Raw genomic sequence first — 22,956 nt, 5'->3', positions numbered from 1 at the left:
AGGTAATAGAAGAAGGGATCAGACAATGGCGCCGAGGCGCTTGAGTTCGAAGTGTTCGATGCACTGACCGGCGCTGGCCTGAAAGTGCTGAAAGTGTGCGCTGGCGTTGTGTGCCTGGAGGATCGCCTCGCTGGCCCAATGCTCGATCACGTAGAACACCTGCGGGTCGGCGAGGTCGCGGTGCAGGTCGTACTGGCTGCAGCCCTCTTCGGCGCGGCTCGGTTCGACCAGTGCGCGCAAGGCGTGCTCAAGGGTGTCCTGCTGGCCAGGTTTGGCGATCAGGGTGGCGATAGCGGTGAATGGCTGTGACATGCGCGGCTCCGGAACAGGATGAATGCGTTGGAGCAGATGATTGGCTATTTCTCTGGAAGATAAAACCGGCTAAAAGAGCAGTCTCTTTCAATATTTTTTTGATAATCGAGGCTGAAATGCTCCGTTTCGATGACTTGCAGTTGTTCGTTCGTGCTGCCGATCTGGGTAGCTTATCGGCAGCGGCGCGGGTTATGGACATGTCCGCCGCCGTGGCCAGTGCCGCGCTTAAACGGATCGAACAGCAACTGGGTGCGCGCCTGCTGGCACGCTCGACCCGCAGTCTGCGCCTGACTGCCGAGGGTGAGGGTTTTCTCGAATACGCGCGTGCGGCCCTGAGCAACCTCGACGAAGGTCGGCGTTTGCTCGCCAGTGGGCAGGATCAGGTCAGCGGCATTCTGCAGTTGTCGGCACCCTCGGATTTCGGACGCAACCTGCTGCTGCCGTGGCTCGACGATTTCCAGCGCGAACACCCGAAGCTGACCGTGCGGCTACTGCTCGGTGACCGCATCGCCGACCTGTTCCGCCAGCCTGTGGATATCGCCCTGCGTTATGGCGAGCCGGAGGATTCCAGTCTGGTGGCGCTGCCCATCGCCCCGCACAACCGCCGCGTGTTATGCGCATCGCCGGCGTATCTGGCGCGGCACGGCAAACCGCAGCAACTGGAGCAGCTGACGCAACACAACTGCTTGCTCTACATGCTCGGCAGTCGGGTGCACGACCATTGGAGTTTCCACGATGGCAAGCGTGAGGTCGGCCTGACAGTGAGCGGCGACCGCTTCAGCGATGACGCCGACGTCGTGCGCCTGTGGGCCGTGGCAGGGGCGGGGATCGCCTATAAATCCTGGCTCGACGTGGGCGCCGACGTGCTGGCCGGGCGCCTCGAAGTGCTGCTGCCGGAGCTGATCTGCGAGCGCGCTCCGCTGAATCTTTTGTGCGCACATCGCGCTCAATTGAGTAAGCCGGTGAACCTTTTAAGGGAAATGCTCGCCAGCCGTTGCGCTGAACTGAGTAGTCAATTTCCCGCTTTCCCGAAAATCGATCATTAGTCGCAGGTAAATAGAGAAATTTCTGTCAGGAACAATCACCACCTGTGCAGCCCCCGGCGCGGGACGAGACGTGCAACCCGCTTATACTAGCGCCCGCCCCAAGCCTGCACCGACAACCCGGCCCGCTGACCATCACATCGCGTACCGGGGCTTTGGTGAAGGTTGTGCAACGGCTGCGGATTTTTCTTTGGTGCAGGCTGTGTCAGTGGCCTGCCTTGCCCCGGGTCACGGCGTTTTCCGCGTCTTGGCCGACGACCCATTACTGGTCAAGATGTCTGCGAGCAGTAGACGATACGATTCAACAGGGAGTGAATACATGGAACATGCACCTTGCATCAGCCAGATCGCCACGCTGCTGGCCGACCCCAAGCGCAGCGCGATGATGTGGGCGCTGATGGATGGCTCGGCCCGGCACACCGAAGAGCTGGCATTGCTGGCGGGATTGTCGCCGTCATCGGCGAGCGCGCATCTGGCCCGGTTGTCCACTGGCGGTCTGTTGAAGGTCGAAGTGCGTGGCCGCAAACGCTTTTTTCGCCTGTCGGCACCGGAAGTCGGCGCGGCAATCGAAGCCCTGGCCAGTGCCACCATCGCCAGCGCCCCGCGTGAGGTTCCCGAAGTATTCAAGCGCACCACACCCATTGCCAAACCTCAGACCGCACCTTCGTCACTGTTGCGTGCGCGTTTTTGTGATGACCACCTTGGCGGTACGCTGGCGGCCGATCTGTATCAGCGGTTGCTCGATGCCGGCTGGGTCGAACAGCTTGAGCAACGGGTGGTGGTGACCCTCAAGGGATCCCGACAGTTGGCAAGTCGTGGGGTGTTCATTCAGGCGTTGGCGCACCGCAATGTGCAGGTGGCCTGCGCCTGTCCGGACTGGAGCGAACGCCGCCCGCACATGGGCGGCTCGCTGGGGGCGGCGCTGTTGCAGTTGTTCATGCAGTCGGGCTGGCTGACGTTGCCCGGCGACTCCCGCGCATTGCAATTGACGCCGGCCGGGCAGCGGGAAATCCATCGGTTTGCCAAGGAAACCGAGCTGGAAATGGCGTAACAGAGCGTTTCCCTGCAGCATGCGCGGGGTTGGCGTCGTCCACGACTGCGAACAGGTCGCATCCAGCATGAGACCTTGAGCGCGATCACGCACACTCGATCCGCGGATTGTTTCCGGATGGGGAGGTGGCATGGACACGCAAGGCTTCAGTGCGGCGGAACGCCTGGAACGGCTGCCTGTGAGCGGGTATCACCGGGTCATTTTCATCATCATCGCCCTGGCGTTTTTCTTCGACTCCATGGATCTGGCGATGATGACTTTTCTGCTCGGCTCGATCAAAACCGAGTTCGGTCTGAGCAGTGCCGAGGCCGGTTTGCTCGCCAGTTCGAGTTTTTTCGGCATGGTGCTCGGCGCCTCGCTGTCGGGCATGCTCGCCGACCGCTTCGGACGCAAGCCGGTGTTCCAGTGGAGCATCGTGTTGTGGGGCGTGGCCAGCTACTTGTGTTCGACGGCGCAAACGGTCGAGGCGCTGACGCTGTTTCGTATTTTGCTGGGGATCGGCATGGGCATGGAGTTTCCCATTGCGCAGTCGATGCTCTCGGAGTTGATCCCGGCGCAGCGACGTGGGCGCTACATCGCCTTGATGGATGGCTTCTGGCCGCTGGGTTTCGTTGCGGCGGGTGTGCTTTCGTACTTTTTGCTGCCGGTAATTGGCTGGCGCGACATCTTTCTGGTGCTGGCGGTGCCGGCGGTGTTCGTGTTGGCGATCCGTTTTTTCATTCCCGAATCTCCGCGCTGGCTGGAGCAGGCCGGGCGGCATGAGGCGGCGGACAAAGTCCTCAACGGCATCGAAAACCGCGTGCGTGCGTCACTCGGCGGTGCCGCGTTGCCCGCGCCGGTGCGTTTGCCCCGAACCGTGACGCCACCGGGTAACTTCTTCTCGGCGCTCAAACAGATCTGGTCGCCACAGTATCGCCAGCGCACAACGATGATCTGGAGCCTGTGGTTCTTTGCGTTGCTGGGTTTTTACGGGCTGACGTCGTGGTTGAGTGCGTTGCTGCAACAGTCGGGCTTCGCCGTGACCCAGTCGGTGTACTACACGGTGCTGATTTCCCTGGGCGGGATCCCCGGATTCTTGATGGCGGCGTGGCTGGTTGAGCTTTGGGGGCGCAAACCGGTGTGCATTGTCACGTTACTCGGCGGCGGGGTGATGGCGTTTCTCTACGGGCAAAGCGCAGTGTTCGGCGGCAACGTTGCCTTGTTGATCGGCACGGGGCTGCTGATGCAGTTCTTCCTCTTCGGTATGTGGGCGGTGCTCTACACCTACACGCCGGAGTTGTATCCAACGTCGGCACGGGCGACTGGCTCGGGATTCGCCTCGGCGATTGGCCGCGTGGGTTCGCTGCTCGGGCCGTTGGTGACCGGGCTGGTGTTCCCGATAACCGGGCAGGGCGGAGTGTTTGCGCTGGGGGCGATGTGCTTTGCGATTGCGGCGGGTGTGGTGTGGCTGTTCGGGATGGAGACGCGCGGGAAAACCCTGGAAGAGCTGACTGAAACCGATATCTCAGGCTAAACACAGATCCAATTGTAGGAGTGAGCCTGCTCGCGATAGCGGAGTGTCAGATACAAATGTTCCAACTGACACACCGCTATCGCGAGCAGGCTCACTCCTACAAAGGGTTATGCGCTGAGGCTTACGGTTTTACCAGGCGCGCATCCAGGCTGTTCTGCGCCAGGCGCTTGGCCTGATCCTGAGTCATGCCCAGGTGTTCGTGCAGCGCATGGAAGTTCTCGGTCACGTAACCCCCGAAGTACGCCGGGTCATCGGAGTTCACCGTGACCTTCACGCCGCGCTCGAGCATGTCGAGGATGTTGTGCTGCGACATGTGATCGAACACGCAGAGTTTGGTGTTCGACAACGGGCACACGGTCAGCGGGATCTGCTCGTCGATGATCCGCTGCATCAGGCGCTCGTCTTCGATGGCGCGCACGCCATGGTCGATGCGCTGGATTTTCAGCAGGTCGATGGCTTCCCAGATGTACTCCGGCGGGCCTTCTTCGCCAGCGTGGGCGACGGTCAGGAAACCTTCGTGGCGAGCACGGTCGAACACGCGCTGGAACTTGCTCGGCGGGTGACCCATTTCGGAGCTATCCAGACCCACCGCGACAAACGCGTCACGGAACGGCAGCGCCTGATCGAGGGTTTTCTGCGCTTCGTCTTCGCTGAGGTGGCGCAGGAAACTGAGGATCAAACCGCTGGTGATGCCCAGTTGTTGCTCGCCATCCTTCAGCGCGGCGGCGATGCCGTTGAGCACCACTTCGAACGGGATGCCCCGGTCGGTGTGGGTCTGCGGGTCGAAAAACGGTTCGGTGTGAATCACGTTCTGTTCTTTGCAACGCAGCAGGTAGGCCCAGGTCAGGTCGTAGAAGTCCTGCGAGGTACGCAGCACATCGGCGCCCTGGTAATACAGGTCGAGGAATTCCTGCAAATTGTTGAAGGCGTAGGCCTTGCGCAGGGTTTCGACGTCGTTCCACGGCAGGGCGATCTTGTTGCGTTCGGCCAGGGCGAACAGCAGCTCGGGCTCCAGCGAGCCTTCCAGATGCAGGTGCAGTTCAGCCTTGGGCAAGGCGTTGAGCCAGTCGTACATATTTTTTTCTCATCAGGTGCAATGACGGCATTCTACAGATGCTCGCCGAAACAATTGGCAAAACCTGACCAAGCGATCCATCACACTACTTCTTGTTCGCGTCGATAAGCGTAGGTATCGGCGAAGCGCGACAGCAGGAATTCGGCGCAGGTGGTCGTCGGATATTTCGCCGGATGCTGTGCGTCCTGACATCCTGGCAGGCATTCGATACGGGTGTCCGGGTGTGGCTCGGCGAAGAACGGCATCGAGTAGCGATCCACCCCGAGCGGGCTGATCACCCGGTGCGGTGTCGAGCGATAACGGTCATTGCTCCAGCGCGCCATCATGTCGCCGAGGTTGACCACGAACGTGCCGTCGATGGGCGGTGCGTCGATCCACTGGCCTTTTACGTTTTTCACCTGCAAGCCGCCAGCGGCGTCCTGATACAGCAGAGTGATGCAGCCGTAATCGGTATGTGCGCCGGCACCTTGCTGCTCGGCGGAACTGGCGGTGTGGCGAGGCGGGTAATGGATCATGCGCAACACGCTGACCGGCTCATGAAAGCGGCTGTCGAAGAAATCCCGTTCGATGCCCAGCGCAAGCGTCATGGCGCGCAGCAGGGTTTGTGCGAGAGCCTGCATGTCAAGGTAATGCTGCTCCATCAACGCTTCCCATCCTGCTTGCGCAGGGTGACGGTTCGGCCCGCGCAAAGGTTTTTCTGCGAGCACCTCGGGATGGTTGGCCGGCAGGTGCAGGCCCATGTCGAACGTTTCCTTGAGGTCGCTGGGTTTGCTCGGGTCGAGTTGTTCCGTGGCGATGGCGCCGTAGCCGCGGTGGTGGCGAGTCCGGGTGATGTCGATCTTGAGTTTTTCGGCGGCGGGCAGGGCAAAGAAACGTTGCGCGTGATCCAGCAGTTCGGCGATGCGCAGCGGCGAAACCGGGTGGCCCTTGATGTAGAAAAAGCCCCATTCGCGGCAGGCGTGGTCGATCTGTTCGGCGACGGCGGGCCAGGCGTTTTCGTTGTCGGAGTAGAGCGGTGAGATGTCGATGATCGGAAGCTGATCCATACACAATCCTTGAGAGCGCTGAAGATCAAATGTAGGAGTGAGCCTGCTCGCGATAGCGGTGTGTCAGATGCAGATACGTCGACTGACACACCGCTATCGCGAGCAGGCTCACTCCTACAGGGGAAGGAGATTGGCCCGGGATTACTTCGGCATCTCGGCCTTCATGCCTTCAACGTAATAGTTCATCGACGCCAGTTCTGCCGTGGTAGCGCTAACGCCTGCGGGGATCTTCTCCACGCCGCTCTGATCCTTGATCGGCCCGGTAAATGGCTGCAACGCGCCGCTCTTGATATCGGCAATGATCTGCTCGGCCTCGGCTTTCACCGGTGCCGGCACCAGATCGCTGATCGGCAGTTCAACCGTGCCTTCCTTCAACCCGCCCCAGTAATCCTGGGGTTTCCAGGTGTGGTCGATCACGCTTTGCGTCGCCTGAATGTAATGCGGCGCCCAGTCGTTGACGATCGAAGTCAGCACCGCTTTCGGGCCGAAGTGCGCCATGTCCGAGGCGTAACCCACGGCATATACGCCACGACGCTCGGCCGCCTGAATCGGCGCTGGACTGTCAGTGTGCTGGAACACCACGTCGACGCCCTGATCGATCAGCGCGTTCGCGGCATCGGCCTCTTTGCCCGGATCGAACCAGGAATTGACCCACACCACTTTGATCTCGGTGCCCGGGTTGTACTTGTTCAGGGCCAGTTGAATGGCGTTGATGTCGCGGATCACTTCAGGGATCGGGAACGAAGCGACGTAGCCGATCTTTTTGGTTTTGGTCATCTTCGCCGCGAGGAAACCGCCGACGTAGCGGCCCTCATAGGTGCGCGCCAGATAGGTGCCGAGGTTCTTGTCCTGCTTGTAGCCGGTGGCGTGCTCGAAGGTCACCTTGGGAAACTGCTTGGCGACTTTCACCGTTGGGTTCATGTAGCCGAAGGACGTGGTGAAGATCAGGTCGTACTTGTCCTTGGCCATGTTGCGGATCACCCGCTCGGCGTCGGCGCCCTCGGCGACGTTCTCCACGTAATTGGTGGTGATCTGATTGCCGAATTTTTCCGCGAGTGCCTTGCGTCCCTGTTCATGCTGATACGTCCAGCCGTGGTCGCCAATCGGGCCGATGTAGACGAAACCGACCTTCAACGGATCGGCAGCGCTGGCGCTCAGGCTGATCCCCAGGCCGATGGCGGCGCACAGCAGTTTGTGCAGCGGACGTATTTGCATGAATTGGAGCTCCATTTTGTTGTGTGTGGTCAGGGTCAATGCAAATTGCTGACCAACAGGACAACAAACCTTCCAAAACCGCGTAACGGCCATCGCGAGCAGGCTCACTCCTACAGGGGAACGCGTTCCCCTGTAGGAGTGAGCCTGCTCGCGATAACGCCCTCAAGGCCAATAAAAGTGCAGGCCTGAAAGCGGCTGCCATCCACTGGTGCGCTAAGGTGTAACGAAACGTTAGCGCCGCCCCGCAGTCAGTAGCTCATTCGACTCTCTCGGCAAAAGGCCCGCCATGCTCTCAATTCTCAAGCAAGAAAGCTTTCTGCTGCTGGCCGTCATTGCCACGTGCGTCGCCTGGCCGCTGGAACACTGGATGCTGCACAGCGGCCAGATCGTTGCGCTGATCTCTGGTTTGGTGCTGATCGCTTTCATCGTCGCTGCCTCGATGCGCGTCGCCCATCAGGCGGAGTTGCTCGCGGAAAAAGTCGGCGACCCCTACGGCACGATGATTCTCACGCTGGCCGCCGTGTTGGTGGAAGTGGTGATCCTGGCGATCATGATGAGCAACGAAGCCTCGCCGACGCTGGTGCGCGACACGATTTATTCGGCGGTGATGCTCGACATCAACGGCATCCTCGGCCTCGCCGCACTGATGGGCGGGATCAAGCACGGCGAGCAGTCCTACAACGACGACTCGGCGCGCAGTTACAGTGTGATGATCCTCACCGCGATGGGCGTGTCGATGGTGGTGCCGGAGTTTATTCCAGAGGCCAACTGGAAGGTTTATTCAGCATTTACCATCGGCGCGATGGTGGTGCTTTATGCGTTGTTCCTGCGCATGCAGGTCGGCCCGCACAGTTACTTTTTCAGCTACAGCTACCCGGACAAACGCCGCAAGAAAGAGCCCGCGCAAGAGGAGCCGAAACCGGTCAGCCTGGCGTTGTCTATCGGCATTCTGGTGTTCGGTGTGGTGGTGATCGGCGCACTGGCCGAGGTGATGTCGAAAACCCTCGATCTGGGTCTGGAAGGGACGGGCGCACCGCCGGTAATCACGGCGATTCTGGTGGCGGCGATATCTGCAGCGCCGGAGATTCTGACCGCGTTGCGCGCGGCGCTGGCCAACCGCATGCAGTCGGTGGTCAACATTGCGATGGGCGCGTCACTGTCGACGGTGATCCTGACCGTGCCGGTGATGGAGGCGATGGCGCTCTACACCGGCCAGCCATTTCAGATGGCGATGACACCGGTGCAGACGGTGATGATCTTCATCACGCTGATCGTCAGCGCGATCAACCTGAATGACGGCGAGACCAATGCCATTGAGGGCATGACGCACTTTGTGCTGTTCGCGACGTTCATCATGCTGTCGCTGCTGGGCCTTTGATGCCACCACAAAGCTAATGTAGGAGCGAGCAGGCTCACTCCTACAGGGATGGTGTTGGATCAGGTGCCGGCGATCAGTTGGCGAGCCGCCTGGCTGTGATCGGCGATCAGCCCCTTGAGGTCAAGACCTTCAACCTGCCCGTCAACCACACGCCACTTGCCGCCGACCATCACCCGATCCGCCCGGTCCGCGCCGCACAACAGCAATGCCGAGATCGGGTCGTGGCTGCCGGAGAAGCGCAGTTCATCGAGCTTGAACAACGCCAGATCCGCCTGCTTGCCGACCGCCAGTTCACCAATGTCGGTACGCCCCAACAGGCTCGCCGAACCCTTGGTTGCCCAGCCGAGTACACGCTCCGGGGTGATCTTCTCGGCGCCGTAACGCAAGCGCTGGATGTACAGGGCCTGACGCGCTTCAAGAATCATGTTCGAGGCATCGTTGGACGCCGAACCGTCCACGCCCAGGCCAAACAGAGCGCCAGCGTCGGTCAGATCGACGCTCGGGCAGATGCCGGAGGCCAGGCGCATGTTCGAACTTGGGCAATGGCAAATACCGGTGCCGGCCTGACCGAGGCGGGCGATTTCGTCCGGGTTGAAGTGGATGCCGTGAGCCAGCCAGGTGCGCGGGCCGAGCCAGCCGACACTGTCCAGATAATCCACGGTGCGCAGGCCGAAACGCTGCAGGCAGAAGTCTTCTTCATCGAGGGTTTCGGCGAGGTGCGTGTGCAGGCGCACATCGAGTTTGTTCGCCAGTTCGGCGCTGGCCGACATGATTTCCGGGGTTACCGAGAACGGCGAGCAAGGCGCCAGCGCGATCTGGATCTGCGCACCATCGCCACGTTCGTGGTACTCGTGAATCAGGCGCTGACTGTCGTCGAGAATCACCTGACCTTCCTGCACGGTCTGCTGCGGCGGCAGACCGCCGTCCTTCTCGCCGAGGCTCATCGAGCCGCGAGTGAGCATGGCACGCATGCCCAGTTCACGCACGGTCTCGACTTGCACGTCGATGGCGTTTTCCAGGCCGTCCGGGAACAGGTAGTGGTGGTCGGCAGCGGTGGTGCAACCGGAGAGCAGCAGTTCTGCCAGCGCGACTTTGGTGGCGAGGGCGAGTTTCTCGGGGGTCAGGCGTGCCCACACCGGATACAGGGTTTTCAGCCACGGGAACAACGGCTGATTGACCACCGGCGCCCAGGCGCGAGTCAGGGTTTGATAAAAATGATGGTGGGTGTTGATCAGGCCCGGCAGGATCACGTGTTCGCGGGCATCGAACACTTCATTGCATGGCGCGGACGGCTGTTGACCGGCAGCGAGGACTTCGACGATGACACCGTCTTGCACCACAAGACCGCCACGGGCATCAAGCTCGTTGGAGGTGAAAATAGCGAGGGGATTTTTTAACCAGGTACGGGTCGCGGGCATTTTGCCGGCTCCTCTGAAAGTGGGGTTCAGGGTTGCCAGCTCAGTGATGCCCTGTCTGCTGATCCAGGGTCGCCGCGAAGGACGAGGTGCGCAGTTTCAAACAAAACGCCGCATCGGGCAAGCCCCGCCCGACCGGACAACACAATGCCCTTGTAGGAGTGAGCCTGCTCGCGATAGCGGTGTGTCAGTCGAATGATTTGTATCTGACAAACCGCTATCGCGAGCAGGCTCACTCCTACAGGGGATTTGTGGGTTTACCAGGGAATGGTTTCACCCTTGTAGTTGACGAAGTGATGGCCGCCCTTGCCGGCAAACGCTTCGACCTGATCAATCAAACCGCGCGTGCTGGTCTCGACATCGATCTCGGCATTTTCGCCACCCATGTCGGTCTTCACCCAACCCGGGTGCAGCGACAGCACAGTCAGTTTCTGCTCACCCAACTGAGTGACGAAACTGTTGGTCATCGAGTTCAGCGCAGCCTTGCTCGCTTTGTACAACGCCAGTTCCGGCGCGTCCGGCATGGTTACGCTGCCCAGCACAGAACTCATGAACGCCAGCACGCCGCTGCCATCGCGGATCTGCCCGACAAAACGCTGGGCCAGATTGATCGGTGCCACGGCGTTGGTGAAAAACAGCTGTCCGACTTCGGCCAGCGTCGCCCCGCCCGGCGTCTGCACGTCCGGGCCTTTGACCCCGGCGTTGACGAACAGCAGGTCGAAGGTTTCGCCCTTGAGCTGCTGGCTCAAGGCGATTACTGCTTGCTGGTCGTCCATGTCCAGCTTCTCGATGCGCACCTTGCCCAGCGCTTGCAGCGCCTCGGCCTTTTGTGGATTGCGCACGGTGGCCGTCACTTGCCAGCCGTCAGCCAGCAGGGTTTTCACCAACCCGAGGCCCAAGCCACGGGAGGCGCCAATGATCAGTGCGTTTTTTGCCTGGGACATGATGGGATTCCTTGAAAGTTACGGTTCACGGATTCAATGGACACGCCTGACCGAGCCGTTGTTGCAAATCATGACGCAAGTCGTCGAGTTCGCTCATGCGGGTTTCGATCAGTTGCAATTTGTCGCGCAGCAACTGCGCCACGGCGTTATCCGGGTCGGGTGCATTCCACAGGGCGGCGACGCTGTTGCCAATCTCGCCGAGGGTAAAGCCCAGCCGTTGCGCGGTCTTGATGTAGAGCACCAGTTGCACCATCTCCGGCGGATAGTCGCGATAACCGTTGGCGCTGCGTTGCGCCGCGATCAACCCGCGCTGCTCGTAGAAACGCAAAGTGTCGCGGCTGACTGCGCTGGCCTGGGCCAATTCACCGATGCGCATGCTGGCTCACAAAAGAGGTCTTGACCCTGGAGCATACTCCAGGCTTTACCGTGCCTGCTCCTCAAATTTCTGGAGCATGGATGATGTGGACTTCGCAGCAGTATCGAAACGTGGTGCGCGGCAGTGCCTGGTATGACCTGATCGTGACGGCAGCCTTTGCCACACCGTGGAGTTTTGCCGCACTGCATGGTTTTTTGACCGCGCTGAATTTGCCGGGTGACTTGCCGGAATTCCAGCCTGCGCATGTGCTGATGGCGAACCTGTTGGGATCAGTGGTGTGCGTGTGGGCGGTGCTGCGGATTCGCGATCCGCAGGCGCTTTATGGCCGTTATGACGCGGTGGCGCGGTTTCTGTTTGCGGCTTGGCAGGGCTATGCGCTGATGCACGGTACCAGTTCGATCTTGCTGGTTTTTCTGGTCTTCGAGCTGGCGTGGGGCTTTGCACAAGTGTTGCCTGTTCAAGAGCCTGCTCGCGAAGAGGCCCGCTCAGCAACCCTTTAATGCCCTGACTGCCACGGCTGCCCCAGCGAAACCGGCGCGTACAACCGCGTACGCACCGCATCGCGCGACAACAACACCAGCACCACAATGGTTGCCACGTATGGCAGCATCGCCAGCAGACTCGACGGAATCGCCAGCCCCAGTCCCTGCGCCACCAGGTGCAGGATACTGGCGAGCCCGAACAGGTAGGCGCCGAGCAACAACCGCCACACGCGCCAACTGGCGAACACCACCAATGCCAGTGCAATCCAGCCGCGCCCGGCGGTCATGTTTTCTGCCCACATCGGCGTGTACGCCAGCGACAGATATGCCCCGGCCAGTCCGGCCATCGCGCCGCCGAACAACACGGCCAGCGTGCGCACGGTCAACACCGGCAAGCCCATCGCACTGGCCGCATCGGGGTTCTCGCCAACCGCTTGAATGATCAAGCCGACACGGCTTTTGACGATCACCCACGCCACCAGCGTAAACAGTGCGAACGACAGATACACCAGCAGATCCTGAGCAAACAGCATCCGCCCGATCAGCGGGATTTCACTCAAGTACGGAATAGCCAACGGCTCGAACCCGGCCAATGGTTTACCGACCCACGCCGCGCCAACGAAGGTCGACAGCCCCACGCCAAAAATCGTCAGCGCCAACCCGGTCGCCACCTGATTGGCATTGAACACCAGCGCCACCAGAGCAAACAGCGACGACAGCAGCATCCCGGCGAGCATTGCGAGCACAACGCCGAGCCACAGATCGCCGGTGCTGAAGGCAACGATAAAACCGGTCACCGCGCCAAACAGCATCATCCCTTCCTGCCCGAGATTGAGCACACCGCTCTTCTCGCAGATCAGTTCCCCCAGCGCCACCAACAGCAGCGGCGTACCGCAACGCACCATGGCGTAGAAAATATTGCTCAGCAGATCGATATCCATCACAGCGCTCCGGCGGTTACGGCGGTGGTCGAAGTACGCCGTGTCCAGCGCAGTTTCAGGCGTGGCCGATAGAGAATCAGCACGTCGCAGGCGAGCAGGAAGAACAGCATCATTCCTTGAAACAACTGGGTGATCGCCTGCGGCAGATTCAGGGTCATTTGCGCGCTCTCGCCACCGATGTACAGCAGCGCCATCAACAGACTGGAAAACAGAATCCCGAGCGGATTCAGGCGCCCGAGAAACGCCACAGTAATCGCCGCGTAGCCATAACCCGGCGACACCTGCGGCACCAATTGGCCAATTGGCCCGGTGACTTCACAGACCCCGGCCAACCCGGCAAGCCCGCCACTGATCAACAGCGCCAGCCAGATCAGACGCTTCTCGCGAAAGCCGACAAAACCTGCCGCGCGCTTGTCCAGCCCCAACACTTTGATCTGGAAACCGACAAAGCTTTTCTGCAGCAACACCCACACCGCGACCAGTGCGAGCAGGGCGAAATACACCCCGGCATGCACGCGGCCATCCTCCAGCAACAACGGCAAACGGCTGGCGTCGCCGAACATCGCCGACTCGGGAAAGTTGAACCCGGCCGGATCTTTCAACGGACCATGCACGCAGAACAGCAGCAGGTTCAGCGCGATGTAATTGAGCATGATGCTTGTGAGAATTTCGTTGGCGTTGAAACGCGTGCGCAGCCACGCCGTCAACCCGGCCCACGCCGCACCGGCGAGTGTGCCGGTGAGCAGAATCAACAGCAGCGCCCAACGGCTCTGGATGTCGATGATGTTCACCGCCAACGCGCTGCCGGCCAGGGCGCCGAGGAGCAACTGGCCTTCGGCGCCGATGTTCCAGATGCGCGCCTGATAAGCCACCGCCAGACCGAGGGCGCAAAGCAGAATCGGCAGGGCCTTGACCAGCAACTCGGAGACGCCATACACGTCGCTGACCGGCGCGATCAGCAACGTGTGCAGGGTTTGCAGCGGGTCGTGGCCGAGGGCGATAAACAGCAGCGAGCCGCAGCCGAGTGTCAGCACCGCCGCCAGTAACGGCGAGCACCACAGCATCAGCTGCGATTGCTGGCCACGGGGTTCGAGGGAAAGCAGCATGTTGAGAACTCCGTTAAACCGTGGCGTGTTGTTGAGGGGCGTCGAACTGACCGGCCATCCAGCCGCCGACATCGCTGAGTTGTGTATCCGCAGTGTTCTGCAGCGCTGACAGACGCCCGCCGCACAAGGCACCGAGGCGATCGCTGATCTGGAACAGTTCGTCGAGGTCTTCGGAAATCACCAGGATCGCCGCGCCGGCATCGCGCAACGCGATCAGCGCACGATGAATGGTCGCGGCGGCGCCGACGTCCACGCCCCAGGTCGGGTGCGCGGCAATCAGCAGTTTCGGCTGTTGCAGAATCTCCCGGCCGAGAATGAATTTCTGCAGATTGCCGCCGGACAGGCTGCGCGCGGCGGTTTGTGTGCTTTGGGTTTTCACGCCGAAGCGCTGAATGATTGTCTCGGCGAGGGCTTCGACTTTGCTGCGTTCGATCAAGCCGTTGCTGACCAATCCTTGTTGGAAGGCAGTGAGCAGAGTGTTGTCCGCCAGACTCAACTCTGGCACCGCACCGTGACCCAGTCGCTCGGCGGGTACGAACGCCAGACCAAGTTTGCGTCGGGCATCGGGACGCAAATCGGCGACGTTTATTTCGCCGAATCGTAGGGTTGCAGCCTCGGGGCGGGGCAGGGTTTGTTCACCACTGAGCAGCGCGAGCAATTCATCTTGACCATTGCCCGCCACCCCGGCGATGCCGACGATTTCACCGCTGCGCACCTGCAGGTTTATGTCGCTCAGCGAGCAGCCGAACGGATCCGGGTTGTGCCAGCTCAAACCGCGCACCCGCAAAAACGCCGTGCCACCGCTGACCTTCGGATAATCGCCAATCAACGCCGCCGCTTCGCCGACCATCATTTGCGCCAGTTGTTGATCCGAGCATTGCGCCGGCAGGCAATGCCCGGCCACGCGCCCGCCCCGTAACACCGTGGCGCTGTGGCACAACGCGCGCACCTCGGCGAGTTTGTGGCTGATAAACAAAATGCTGCAGCCTTCGGCGGCGAGGCGGCGCAGGGTAACGAACAATTCGTCTGCCTCCTGCGGCGTCAGCACCGAAGTGGGTTCATCGAGGATCAGCAGGCGAATGTCCTGCATCAGGCAGCGGATGATTTCCACCCGCTGGCGCTCGCCAATCGACAGGCTGTGGACAAGTCGTGCAGGCTCCAGCGCCATTGCGTAGCGTTGCGACACCTCGCGAATTTTCGGCTCCAGCTGTGTCGGTGTGCCGGCCTTTGCGCCCATCGCCAGGGCAATGTTCTGCGCCACGGTCAGGGTTTCGAACAGCGAGAAATGCTGAAACACCATGCCGATGCCCAACTGCCGTGCCTGCGCCGGATTGCGCATGTTTACACGCTGACCTTGCCAGAGCATCTCGCCCGCATCGGCTTGAGTGACGCCGTAGATGATCTTCATCAATGTGCTCTTGCCCGCACCGTTCTCACCGAGCAAGGCGTGAATTTCTCCGGGCGCGATGCTCAGGTCGATGGCGTCGTTGGCCAGACAACCGGGGTAGCGTTTGCTGATATGGCGCAGTTGCAGGCGCGGGGTGGGAGACGGGATGGGCATGACAGGCTCGACTGACTTGAAGTTGTGCCTGTGGATAAAGCAATTTCCTGGCCATTGAGTCAGGAACCTTCAACTGCCGGGCATGGCGGCGCGCAATCCAGAGACGTTGCGCAGAAACCGGGCTAATCCACGGCACCAATTCAGAGCAAAGCCGTTGATCGGGCTCCAGTTTTGCCCGTCGGCAACTGATCAAAAAATGCACAAAGCGTCACGGCCTAGGCAGCACCTGCAACTGCGCCAGCCATGAACGGGTTATCCACAGGTTGCTCCACAGTTATTGTGCGCAAGCCACCCGCATGGGCATAAGCATCCTAGTGCTTTCTACTAATGGTGATAAACCAAGCTAACTGATTGTTTCTGCTTGAAATTATTGTGAGAAAGGATGAATTGAACGAAAAGTGAGCAAACCGCGCAAACCCGCGTGACAGAAGGGTTACAGCGTTATGTACTCAGGTTATCCACAGTCGGGTGCACAGCAGATGTGGGCAAGTGACGGGAATAAGCAAAACCGCGATTGCCCCAAAACATTGCAGCCATTAGCGCTGCAGCAGAATTCGCCCGCGACTCAAATCCGCCAGTTGGTTTTGCAGCCGTTCTATTTGCGCTTCTGCCACCGCAAGCTGTAACTCGACGCCATTGGCGGTGAAGTGTTCCTCCACAACCAGGCCGCCGAGATCTGCTACGCGCAATTTCACCAGCGCCAACTCCGCAAAACCGCAGGCGCAACGCAGCGGCACCCGGCTGATCAACTCGACTTTCGCCGCCGTTTGCAGGCACTTGTTCGCGCCGCCACCGTAGGCCCGGGCCAAACCGCCGGTGCCCAACTGGATACCGCCGTACCAGCGGATCACCAGCACCGCGACCTGATCGCAATCCTGCGCTTCGATCGCGGCCAGAATCGGTCGCCCGGCCGTACCGCCGGGTTCGCCGTCATCGTTGCTGCGATATTGATCGCCGAGTTTCCACGCCCAGCAATTGTGCGAGGCGTTCAAGTCGCTGTGTTGTTCGAAGAACGCCTGCGCGTCGGCGGGGCTGCCGATTGGCGTGGCGAAGGTGATGAAGCGGCTTTTGCGAATCTCTTCGCGGTACTCGCAAAAGTCGCTGAGGGTGAAAGGCATAGACGTCTTAAATAGAAGGAGTGAGGCCGCAGCCTTTGAGAATGATACGGATCAGGTTGTTGCCGGCGTCTTCCATGTCCTGCTTGGTCAACTTGCTGCGACCGCTGACCCGGCAGATCTGCGTGGCGAAGTCGGCGTAGTGCTGGGTGCTGCCCCACAACAGAAAGATCAGGTGCACCGGGTCGACCGGGTCCATTTTGCCCGCATCAATCCAGGCTTGAAACACCGCCGCGCGGCCCTGGAACCAGGCGCGATAGTCCTGGTTGAAATACTCGGTCAGGCATTCGCCACCGCTGATCACTTCCATCGCGAAGATCCGCGAGGCCTGTGGCTGACGTCGGGAGAATTCCATTTTGGCGCGGATGTAGCGGGTCAGCGCTTCGGCCGGATCGTCCTCGGCAGTGAGGGTGTTGAAGGTGCTGTCCCACAATTCGATGATGTTGCTCAGCACCGCTATGTATAGCCCCAACTTGTTGGTGAAGTAGTAATGCAGGTTAGCCTTGGGCAACCCGGCATTCTGGGCGATGGTGTTCATGCTGGTGCCTTTGTACCCGTGACGGGCGAATTCGTCTTCGGCGGCTTTGAGGATGGTCTCTTCGTTCTTTTGACGAATGCGGCTGGCGGGTTTGCCGCCATGAGCTGGGACTTCAAAGGTCATAGGCACTTCCGGGTTTGTCTGTGGGTGCAACCAGTTGCGTTGATAACGCACCCACAGGCATCCGGCAAGCCCTGAAGCAATAAACCGTTACGCCTGTTCGATCTTGTTCAGTGGCGCATGCGATTCCACGGTGTCTGCTTTGGCCTCGGGCAGCAGTAGGCAGAGCACGATTGCGGTCAACCCGCCGCTGGTGATTGCCGAGTCGAACAGGTTTTGCACCAGTTTCGGCAGCAGGTGCAGCAGGTTCGGTTGCGCGGCGATGCCCAGGCCGACGCCGAACGAGGTGGCGATGATCAACATGCTGCGCCGGTCCAGCGGCGACTGCGCGAGAATGCGCACCCCTGCCGCCGCCACCGCGCCGAACATCACCAACGTGGCACCACCGAGCACCGGTTTCGGGATCTGTTGCAGAACAGCGCCGATCATGGGGAACAGGCCGAGGCAGAACAGAATCGCGCCGATGTATAGGCCAACGTAACGGCTGGCGACCCCGGTCAACTGGATCACGCCGTTATTCTGCGCAAAGGTTGTGTTGGGAAAGGCGCTGAAGGTGGCGGCGATCATGCAGCTCACGCCATCACCGAGCACGCCGCCACGCAAGCGACTTATATAAGAAGGGCCGCTGATCGGTTGGCGAGCGAGCATGCAGTTGGCGGTGAGGTCACCGACGGTTTCGATGGTGCTGATCAGATAAATCAGCGCGACGGGTAGGAAAGCCGTCCAGTCGAAGCTGAATCCGAACTTGAACGGTGTAGGAAGACTCATCAGCGGTAGGTCAGGCAATGGCTGCGGCACGAGTTTGCCGCTGAACCAAGCCGCCAGGCTGCCGAGCAGCAGGCCTATGATGATCGCCGACAGCCGCACCCACGGCGTGTTCGAGCGATTGAGCAGAATGATCGTCAGCAACACGAACACACCCAACGCCAGATTGCCCGGCGCGCCGAAGTCCGGCGCATTGAAACCGCCGCCCAGATCGGTGATGCCAACCTTGATCAGGCTGATGCCGATCAGCGTGATGACAATCCCGGTCACCAACGGCGTAACCACTCGGCGCAATTGACCGATGAAGCGGCTGAGGACGATCTGCACGATTGCACCGAAAAAACACACGCCGAAGATCATCGCCAGAATGTCTTCCGGGCTGCCGCCGCGCTGCTTGACCAGAAACCCGGCCGACAGCACTGCACCGAGAAAGGCGAAACTGGTGCCCTGCAAACAGATCATTCCGGCGCCAATGCCGAACGGCCGTCGCGCCTGTATAAACGTGCCGACGCCCGAGACCATCAACGCCATGCTGATCAGGTAGGGTAAATGCGCGGTCAGCCCGAGCGCCGAGCCAATCACCAGCGGCGGTGTAATGATGCCGACGAAACTGGCGAGCACGTGTTGCAGTGCCGCGAGTATTGCGGCGAGGGGTTTGGGGCGGTCATCGAGGCCGTAGATCAGGTCGCTGGACGGTGCGGAATCTGGCTGCATGGGCATGGACTTCTTGTTGAAGGATCGGGGTCGTTCCTGCTTTGCAAAAAGCTGTCCACTTGCTCAGGTTATTTCGCTGTTTTGTCTGTGAGGCCCAATGTGGCTGAGGTCTTCAGGGTTTTTCAGCGTGTCGCCGCCAGGCTTTCGAGAAAGCTTTCCAGCACCAAATGGGGGCGCCGGCCCTTGCGCGTGACCGATGCGAGGCTGAGGTCATAAAACCGCGTCGATGCTTTCAGTGCACGCAGGCGTCCCTGCTGCACCCACAGACTGGCGTAGTGATCCGGCAGATAACCGATGTAGCGCCCGGTCAGAATCAGAAACGCCATGCCTTCGCGGTCGGAAGCACTGGCGGTGCAATTGAGCGCCTGGTAATGCGCCTGGATATCGGCTGGCAAACGGAATGTCGGCGCGATTGCGTCCTGACTGTTCAGGCGTTCGTCATCGAGTTGTTTGTCATCGACATAAAACAGTGGATGGCCGACCGCGCAGTAAAGCAGTGAGCGTTCGCTATACAACGGCTGATACTCCAGGCCTGACAAGGCACTGGCCTGCGGCACCACGCCGACATGCAGGCGCCCGTCGAGTACACCTTGCTCGACTTCATTCGGCGCGATCATGCGAATCTGAATCTGCACATCCGGCCCGCGCTCCTTCAATTGGGCGAGGGCGTGGGTGATGCGCATGTGGGGCAGGGTGACGAGGTTGTCGGTCAGGCCGATGATCAGTTCGCCACGCAAATGCTGGTGCAGGCCGTTGACCTCGGTGCGAAAACTTTCCAGCGCACTCAATAGTTGCAGCGCTGATTGATAGACCTCGCGACCTTCTTCGGTCAGCGAAAAGCCCGCACGGCCACGCTGACACAAGCGCAGGCCCAGGCGCTGCTCCAGATCGCTCATCTGCTGGCTGATCGCCGAGCGACCGACACCCAGCACGGTTTCCGCCGCCGAGAAGCCGCCGCATTCCACCACGCTGCGAAAAATCCGCAGCAGGCGAATATCAAAGTCACTTACCTGGGCCAGCGGATCGGGGCGGCGGCTGCTCATGTTTTTATTCTCAATGTTTAGCAGGTTTCTAACTAAAGGTTAGAAAAGTTGAATTTCACCGACTTTATCGCCGTGGCAATTTAGCTGCAACAACGCTTTCTATCTCCCTGAAGCTTATGCCCTGCGAGGTTTTGCCCGATGAACATGCCTGAAAACGCGTCGTCGCCACTGGCCAGCCAACTGAAGCTGGACGCGCACTGGATGCCGTACACCGCCAACCGTAACTTCCAGCGCGACCCGCGCCTGATCGTTGGCGCCGAAGGCAGTTGGCTGATCGACGACAAGGGGCGCAAGGTGTACGACTCGCTGTCCGGTCTGTGGACATGTGGCGCCGGGCATACCCGCAAGGAAATTCAGGAAGCGGTCTCGAAACAACTGGGCACGCTGGACTACTCGCCGGGCTTCCAGTACGGCCATCCGTTGTCGTTTCAGCTTGCGGAAAAGATCACTGATCTGACTCCGGGTAACCTGAACCACGTGTTCTTCACCGACTCGGGCTCCGAGTGCGCCGATACCGCGGTGAAAATGGTGCGTGCCTACTGGCGTCTGAAAGGTCAGTCGACCAAGACCAAAATGATCGGCCGCGCCCGTGGTTACCACGGTGTGAACATCGCCGGCACCAGCCTCGGTGGCGTCAACGGCAACCGCAAGTTGTTCGGCCAGTCGATGATGGACGTCGATCACCTGCCGCACACTCTGCTTGCCAGCAACGCATTTTCCCGTGGCATGCCGGAGCAGGGCGGTATCGCCCTGGCTGACGAACTGCTCAAACTGATCGAGCTGCATGATGCGTCGAACATCGCCGCCGTGTTCGTCGAGCCTCTGGCCGGTTCAGCTGGCGTACTGGTCCCACCACAGGGTTATCTGAAACGTCTGCGCGAGATCTGCGATCAGCACAACATCCTGCTGGTGTTCGACGAAGTGATCACCGGTTTCGGCCGTACCGGCACCATGTTCGGCGCCACCACTTTCGGCGTGACTCCGGATCTGATGTGCATCGCCAAGCAAGTCACCAACGGCGCGATCCCGATGGGCGCGGTGATTGCCAGCTCCGAGATCTACCAGACCTTCATGAATCAGGCGACACCTGAGTACGCCGTGGAATTCCCGCACGGCTACACCTACTCGGCGCATCCGGTGGCTTGCGCTGCTGGCCTGGCGGCACTCGACCTGCTGCAAAAGGAAAACCTGGTGCAGAGCGTGGCCGAAGTCGCGCCGCATTTCGAAAACGCCCTGCACGGCCTGAAAGGTGCGAAGAACGTGATCGACATTCGCAACTACGGTCTGGCCGGTGCGATCCAGATTGCCGGTCGTGACGGCGATGCGATCGTGCGTCCGTTCGAAGCGGGCATGGCCCTGTGGAAAGCCGGATTCTACGTGCGCTTCGGCGGAGACACCCTGCAGTTCGGCCCAACCTTCAACAGCAAGCCACAAGACCTTGATCGTCTGTTCGACGCGGTCGGCGAAGTGCTGAACAAGCTCGACTGATTTTTCCCTCTATATATAAGTACAAACAGCCGACGGCCCTCGCGGGCGTCGGCGGACAAGAATTCAGGAGTTTTCGATGAGCGTTATCCCGCATTTGATCAATGGCGAACTGGTGACCGAGAACGGTCGCGCGGTTGATGTGTTCAACCCGTCCACCGGTCAGGCTATCCACAAACTGCCACTCGCCAGTCAGGCAACCATCCAGAAAGCGATCGATGCTGCCAAGGCTGCGTTCCCGGCATGGCGCAATACCCCGCCGGCCAAACGTGCACAGGTAATGTTCCGCTTCAAGCAACTGCTGGAGCAGAACGAAGCGCGCATCTCGCAATTGATCAGCGAAGAGCACGGCAAGACGCTGGAAGATGCCGCCGGTGAACTGAAACGCGGTATCGAGAACGTCGAGTTCGCCTGCGCCGCCCCGGAAATCCTCAAGGGCGAGTACAGCCGCAACGTCGGCCCGAACATTGATGCATGGTCGGACTTCCAGCCGTTGGGCATTGTTGCCGGCATCACGCCGTTCAACTTCCCGGCCATGGTGCCGCTGTGGATGTACCCGCTGGCAATCGTCTGTGGCAACTGCTTTATCCTCAAACCGTCCGAGCGTGATCCAAGTTCCACACTGCTGATTGCCCAACTGTTGCTGGAGGCTGGTCTGCCGAAAGGCGTGATGAGCGTCGTGCATGGCGACAAGACAGCGGTGGACGCACTGATCGAAGCGCCGGAAGTCAAAGCGCTGAGCTTCGTTGGCTCGACGCCGATTGCCGAATACATCTATGCCGAAGGCACCAAGCGCGGCAAACGCGTTCAGGCACTGGGTGGCGCGAAGAACCACGCGGTGCTGATGCCGGATGCCGATCTGGACAACGCGGTCAGCGCACTGATGGGCGCGGCGTACGGATCCTGCGGCGAACGCTGCATGGCGATTTCGGTTGCTGTGTGTGTCGGCGATCAGGTTGCGGATGCGCTGGTGGCCAAACTGGTTCCACAGATCAAGGCGCTGAAAATCGGCGCAGGCACTTCGTGTGGTCTGGACATGGGCCCACTGGTAACCGGTCAGGCACGCGACAAAGTCAGCGGTTATGTTGATGACGGCGTGGCAGCGGGCGCGACCCTGGTAGTCGACGGTCGGGGTCTGAGCGTGACAGGGCATGAAGAAGGCTTCTTCCTCGGCGGCTGCCTGTTCGACAACGTCACCCCAGAGATGCGCATCTATAAAGAAGAGATCTTCGGGCCGGTGCTGTGCGTCGTCCGAGTGAACAGCCTGGAAGAGGCGATGCAACTGATCAACGATCATGAATACGGCAACGGTACCTGTATCTTTACCCGTGACGGTGAAGCAGCGCGTCTGTTCTGTGACGAGATCGAAGTCGGCATGGTCGGCGTCAACGTGCCGTTGCCGGTGCCGGTGGCTTACCACAGCTTCGGTGGCTGGAAGCGTTCGCTGTTTGGCGACCTGCATGCTTATGGCCCGGACGGTGTACGCTTCTATACCCGTCGCAAGGCAATCACCCAGCGCTGGCCGCAGCGTGCGAGTCATGAGGCTTCGCAGTTTGCATTCCCTAGCTTGTAAGTAGTGCCGTGCAACGAAGGCCGACCTATTAAGGTCGGCCTTTGCGTTTTCGGACTTTTTTGACCGATATGACAGATTTATGAAAATAGGGGTTGACGGCGAATTTCAGATGTCTATAATTCGCACCACTTCCGGCGCAGTCGAA

21 protein-coding genes are annotated in these 22,956 nt (G+C 60.2%); 7 read left to right on the top strand and 14 right to left on the bottom strand.

Annotated elements, in window-relative coordinates; all coding sequences use genetic code 11:
* Window positions 1-18: 18 nt before the first annotated feature.
* A complete protein-coding gene (locus F2P67_RS13925; RefSeq protein WP_166221024.1) occupies window positions 19-312 on the bottom strand; it encodes a putative quinol monooxygenase in 294 nt (97 codons plus the stop codon).
* Between the two features lie 116 nt (window positions 313-428).
* Here F2P67_RS13925 and F2P67_RS13920 point away from each other — a divergent pair, with 116 nt between their 5' ends.
* The 3 genes from F2P67_RS13920 to F2P67_RS13910 all read left to right on the top strand — a co-directional run bounded on the left by F2P67_RS13920 (window position 429) and on the right by F2P67_RS13910 (window position 3,919).
* Window positions 429-1,358, top strand: a complete 930-nt coding sequence (locus tag F2P67_RS13920) for a LysR family transcriptional regulator (protein WP_166221023.1) — start codon at window positions 429-431, stop codon at window positions 1,356-1,358.
* Between the two features lie 316 nt (window positions 1,359-1,674).
* The gene (locus tag F2P67_RS13915; RefSeq protein WP_166221022.1) at window positions 1,675-2,406 is read left to right on the top strand and encodes an ArsR/SmtB family transcription factor; all 732 of its coding nucleotides are present in this window, start codon (window positions 1,675-1,677) and stop codon (window positions 2,404-2,406) included.
* Between the two features lie 130 nt (window positions 2,407-2,536).
* Window positions 2,537-3,919, top strand: a complete 1,383-nt coding sequence (locus F2P67_RS13910; RefSeq protein ID WP_166221021.1) for an MFS transporter — start codon at window positions 2,537-2,539, stop codon at window positions 3,917-3,919.
* Between the two features lie 121 nt (window positions 3,920-4,040).
* Here F2P67_RS13910 and F2P67_RS13905 read toward each other — a convergent pair whose 3' ends face one another.
* From F2P67_RS13905 to F2P67_RS13895, 3 genes are all read right to left on the bottom strand, one after another.
* Window positions 4,041-4,994, bottom strand: coding sequence for an adenosine deaminase (locus F2P67_RS13905; RefSeq protein ID WP_095188152.1), 954 nt, complete (start codon window positions 4,992-4,994; stop codon window positions 4,041-4,043).
* Window positions 4,995-5,074: 80 nt separating this feature from the next.
* Window positions 5,075-6,040, bottom strand: a complete 966-nt coding sequence (locus F2P67_RS13900) for a 2-oxoglutarate and iron-dependent oxygenase domain-containing protein (protein WP_166221020.1) — start codon at window positions 6,038-6,040, stop codon at window positions 5,075-5,077.
* Window positions 6,041-6,181: 141 nt separating this feature from the next.
* A complete protein-coding gene (locus F2P67_RS13895; RefSeq protein WP_166221019.1) occupies window positions 6,182-7,255 on the bottom strand; it encodes a BMP family ABC transporter substrate-binding protein in 1,074 nt (357 codons plus the stop codon).
* A gap of 286 nt (window positions 7,256-7,541) precedes the next feature.
* On the opposite strand from F2P67_RS13895, the gene F2P67_RS13890 reads away from it, so the two are divergent.
* Window positions 7,542-8,633 (top strand): calcium:cation antiporter, encoded by a 1,092-nt coding sequence (locus F2P67_RS13890; protein WP_166221018.1) that lies wholly within the window; start codon window positions 7,542-7,544, stop codon window positions 8,631-8,633.
* 59 nt (window positions 8,634-8,692) lie between these two features.
* On the opposite strand, the gene F2P67_RS13885 is transcribed toward F2P67_RS13890, so the two are convergent.
* The 3 genes from F2P67_RS13885 to F2P67_RS13875 form a co-directional block, all read right to left on the bottom strand.
* A complete protein-coding gene (locus F2P67_RS13885) occupies window positions 8,693-10,051 on the bottom strand; it encodes an 8-oxoguanine deaminase (protein ID WP_166221017.1) in 1,359 nt (452 codons plus the stop codon).
* Between the two features lie 254 nt (window positions 10,052-10,305).
* Window positions 10,306-10,992 (bottom strand): SDR family oxidoreductase, encoded by a 687-nt coding sequence (locus tag F2P67_RS13880; RefSeq protein ID WP_166221016.1) that lies wholly within the window; start codon window positions 10,990-10,992, stop codon window positions 10,306-10,308.
* Window positions 10,993-11,017: 25 nt separating this feature from the next.
* On the bottom strand, window positions 11,018-11,368 hold the full coding sequence (locus F2P67_RS13875; RefSeq protein WP_166221015.1) for a MerR family transcriptional regulator: 351 nt from the start codon (window positions 11,366-11,368) through the stop codon (window positions 11,018-11,020).
* A gap of 83 nt (window positions 11,369-11,451) precedes the next feature.
* On the opposite strand from F2P67_RS13875, the gene F2P67_RS13870 reads away from it, so the two are divergent.
* Window positions 11,452-11,868: a hypothetical protein gene (locus F2P67_RS13870; protein ID WP_166221040.1), complete on the top strand. Its 417-nt coding sequence runs from the start codon at window positions 11,452-11,454 to the stop codon at window positions 11,866-11,868.
* On the opposite strand, the gene F2P67_RS13865 is transcribed toward F2P67_RS13870, so the two are convergent.
* The 7 genes from F2P67_RS13865 to F2P67_RS13835 all read right to left on the bottom strand — a co-directional run bounded on the left by F2P67_RS13865 (window position 11,865) and on the right by F2P67_RS13835 (window position 19,753).
* The gene (locus tag F2P67_RS13865; protein WP_166221014.1) at window positions 11,865-12,791 is read right to left on the bottom strand and encodes an ABC transporter permease; all 927 of its coding nucleotides are present in this window, start codon (window positions 12,789-12,791) and stop codon (window positions 11,865-11,867) included. The two genes, F2P67_RS13870 and F2P67_RS13865, sit on opposite strands and share 4 nt — an antisense overlap.
* Window positions 12,791-13,897 (bottom strand): ABC transporter permease, encoded by a 1,107-nt coding sequence (locus F2P67_RS13860; RefSeq protein WP_166221013.1) that lies wholly within the window; start codon window positions 13,895-13,897, stop codon window positions 12,791-12,793. The genes F2P67_RS13865 and F2P67_RS13860 overlap by 1 nt, the downstream gene beginning before the upstream one ends.
* Before the next feature lie 13 nt (window positions 13,898-13,910).
* Window positions 13,911-15,458 carry an ABC transporter ATP-binding protein gene (locus F2P67_RS13855; RefSeq protein WP_166221012.1) on the bottom strand — a complete coding sequence of 516 codons (1,548 nt, stop codon included), beginning with the start codon at window positions 15,456-15,458 and terminating at the stop codon, window positions 13,911-13,913.
* A gap of 536 nt (window positions 15,459-15,994) precedes the next feature.
* Window positions 15,995-16,576, bottom strand: coding sequence for an IMPACT family protein (locus F2P67_RS13850; RefSeq protein ID WP_166221011.1), 582 nt, complete (start codon window positions 16,574-16,576; stop codon window positions 15,995-15,997).
* A 7-nt stretch (window positions 16,577-16,583) separates the two neighbouring features.
* Complete coding sequence (locus F2P67_RS13845) at window positions 16,584-17,234, bottom strand: TetR/AcrR family transcriptional regulator (protein ID WP_166221010.1); 651 nt, start codon at window positions 17,232-17,234, stop codon at window positions 16,584-16,586.
* 87 nt (window positions 17,235-17,321) lie between these two features.
* Window positions 17,322-18,710, bottom strand: a complete 1,389-nt coding sequence (locus tag F2P67_RS13840) for a uracil-xanthine permease family protein (protein WP_166221009.1) — start codon at window positions 18,708-18,710, stop codon at window positions 17,322-17,324.
* A 122-nt stretch (window positions 18,711-18,832) separates the two neighbouring features.
* Entirely contained in the window at window positions 18,833-19,753 is a 921-nt protein-coding gene (locus F2P67_RS13835; protein WP_166221008.1) for a LysR family transcriptional regulator, read from the bottom strand.
* 138 nt (window positions 19,754-19,891) lie between these two features.
* Here F2P67_RS13835 and aptA point away from each other — a divergent pair, with 138 nt between their 5' ends.
* On the top strand, window positions 19,892-21,241 hold the full coding sequence (gene aptA / locus F2P67_RS13830; protein WP_166221007.1) for an omega-aminotransferase AptA: 1,350 nt from the start codon (window positions 19,892-19,894) through the stop codon (window positions 21,239-21,241).
* A gap of 76 nt (window positions 21,242-21,317) precedes the next feature.
* Window positions 21,318-22,811: a CoA-acylating methylmalonate-semialdehyde dehydrogenase gene (locus F2P67_RS13825; RefSeq protein WP_166221006.1), complete on the top strand. Its 1,494-nt coding sequence runs from the start codon at window positions 21,318-21,320 to the stop codon at window positions 22,809-22,811.
* Window positions 22,812-22,956 lie beyond the last annotated feature (145 nt).

The organism is Pseudomonas atagonensis, from assembly GCF_011369485.1.
Lineage (GTDB): Bacteria > Pseudomonadota > Gammaproteobacteria > Pseudomonadales > Pseudomonadaceae > Aquipseudomonas > Aquipseudomonas atagonensis.
Note: the sequence above shows the minus strand (reverse complement) of the source record. Positions and strands in the feature narration are given on the sequence as shown.

What these genes read in the sequence shown, in the direction of transcription:
- F2P67_RS13925 (WP_166221024.1), bottom strand. Translation starts at nt 312, where the DNA reads ATGTCACAGCCATTCACCGCTATCGCCACCCTGATCGCCAAACCTGGC.
- F2P67_RS13920 (WP_166221023.1), top strand. Translation starts at nt 429, where the DNA reads ATGCTCCGTTTCGATGACTTGCAGTTGTTCGTTCGTGCTGCCGATCTG.
- F2P67_RS13915 (WP_166221022.1), top strand. Translation starts at nt 1,675, where the DNA reads ATGGAACATGCACCTTGCATCAGCCAGATCGCCACGCTGCTGGCCGAC.
- F2P67_RS13910 (WP_166221021.1), top strand. Translation starts at nt 2,537, where the DNA reads ATGGACACGCAAGGCTTCAGTGCGGCGGAACGCCTGGAACGGCTGCCT.
- F2P67_RS13905 (WP_095188152.1), bottom strand. Translation starts at nt 4,994, where the DNA reads ATGTACGACTGGCTCAACGCCTTGCCCAAGGCTGAACTGCACCTGCAT.
- F2P67_RS13900 (WP_166221020.1), bottom strand. Translation starts at nt 6,040, where the DNA reads ATGGATCAGCTTCCGATCATCGACATCTCACCGCTCTACTCCGACAAC.
- F2P67_RS13895 (WP_166221019.1), bottom strand. Translation starts at nt 7,255, where the DNA reads ATGCAAATACGTCCGCTGCACAAACTGCTGTGCGCCGCCATCGGCCTG.
- F2P67_RS13890 (WP_166221018.1), top strand. Translation starts at nt 7,542, where the DNA reads ATGCTCTCAATTCTCAAGCAAGAAAGCTTTCTGCTGCTGGCCGTCATT.
- F2P67_RS13885 (WP_166221017.1), bottom strand. Translation starts at nt 10,051, where the DNA reads ATGCCCGCGACCCGTACCTGGTTAAAAAATCCCCTCGCTATTTTCACC.
- F2P67_RS13880 (WP_166221016.1), bottom strand. Translation starts at nt 10,992, where the DNA reads ATGTCCCAGGCAAAAAACGCACTGATCATTGGCGCCTCCCGTGGCTTG.
- F2P67_RS13875 (WP_166221015.1), bottom strand. Translation starts at nt 11,368, where the DNA reads ATGCGCATCGGTGAATTGGCCCAGGCCAGCGCAGTCAGCCGCGACACT.
- F2P67_RS13870 (WP_166221040.1), top strand. Translation starts at nt 11,452, where the DNA reads ATGTGGACTTCGCAGCAGTATCGAAACGTGGTGCGCGGCAGTGCCTGG.
- F2P67_RS13865 (WP_166221014.1), bottom strand. Translation starts at nt 12,791, where the DNA reads ATGGATATCGATCTGCTGAGCAATATTTTCTACGCCATGGTGCGTTGC.
- F2P67_RS13860 (WP_166221013.1), bottom strand. Translation starts at nt 13,897, where the DNA reads ATGCTGCTTTCCCTCGAACCCCGTGGCCAGCAATCGCAGCTGATGCTG.
- F2P67_RS13855 (WP_166221012.1), bottom strand. Translation starts at nt 15,458, where the DNA reads ATGCCCATCCCGTCTCCCACCCCGCGCCTGCAACTGCGCCATATCAGC.
- F2P67_RS13850 (WP_166221011.1), bottom strand. Translation starts at nt 16,576, where the DNA reads ATGCCTTTCACCCTCAGCGACTTTTGCGAGTACCGCGAAGAGATTCGC.
- F2P67_RS13845 (WP_166221010.1), bottom strand. Translation starts at nt 17,234, where the DNA reads ATGACCTTTGAAGTCCCAGCTCATGGCGGCAAACCCGCCAGCCGCATT.
- F2P67_RS13840 (WP_166221009.1), bottom strand. Translation starts at nt 18,710, where the DNA reads ATGCAGCCAGATTCCGCACCGTCCAGCGACCTGATCTACGGCCTCGAT.
- F2P67_RS13835 (WP_166221008.1), bottom strand. Translation starts at nt 19,753, where the DNA reads ATGAGCAGCCGCCGCCCCGATCCGCTGGCCCAGGTAAGTGACTTTGAT.
- aptA (WP_166221007.1), top strand. Translation starts at nt 19,892, where the DNA reads ATGAACATGCCTGAAAACGCGTCGTCGCCACTGGCCAGCCAACTGAAG.
- F2P67_RS13825 (WP_166221006.1), top strand. Translation starts at nt 21,318, where the DNA reads ATGAGCGTTATCCCGCATTTGATCAATGGCGAACTGGTGACCGAGAAC.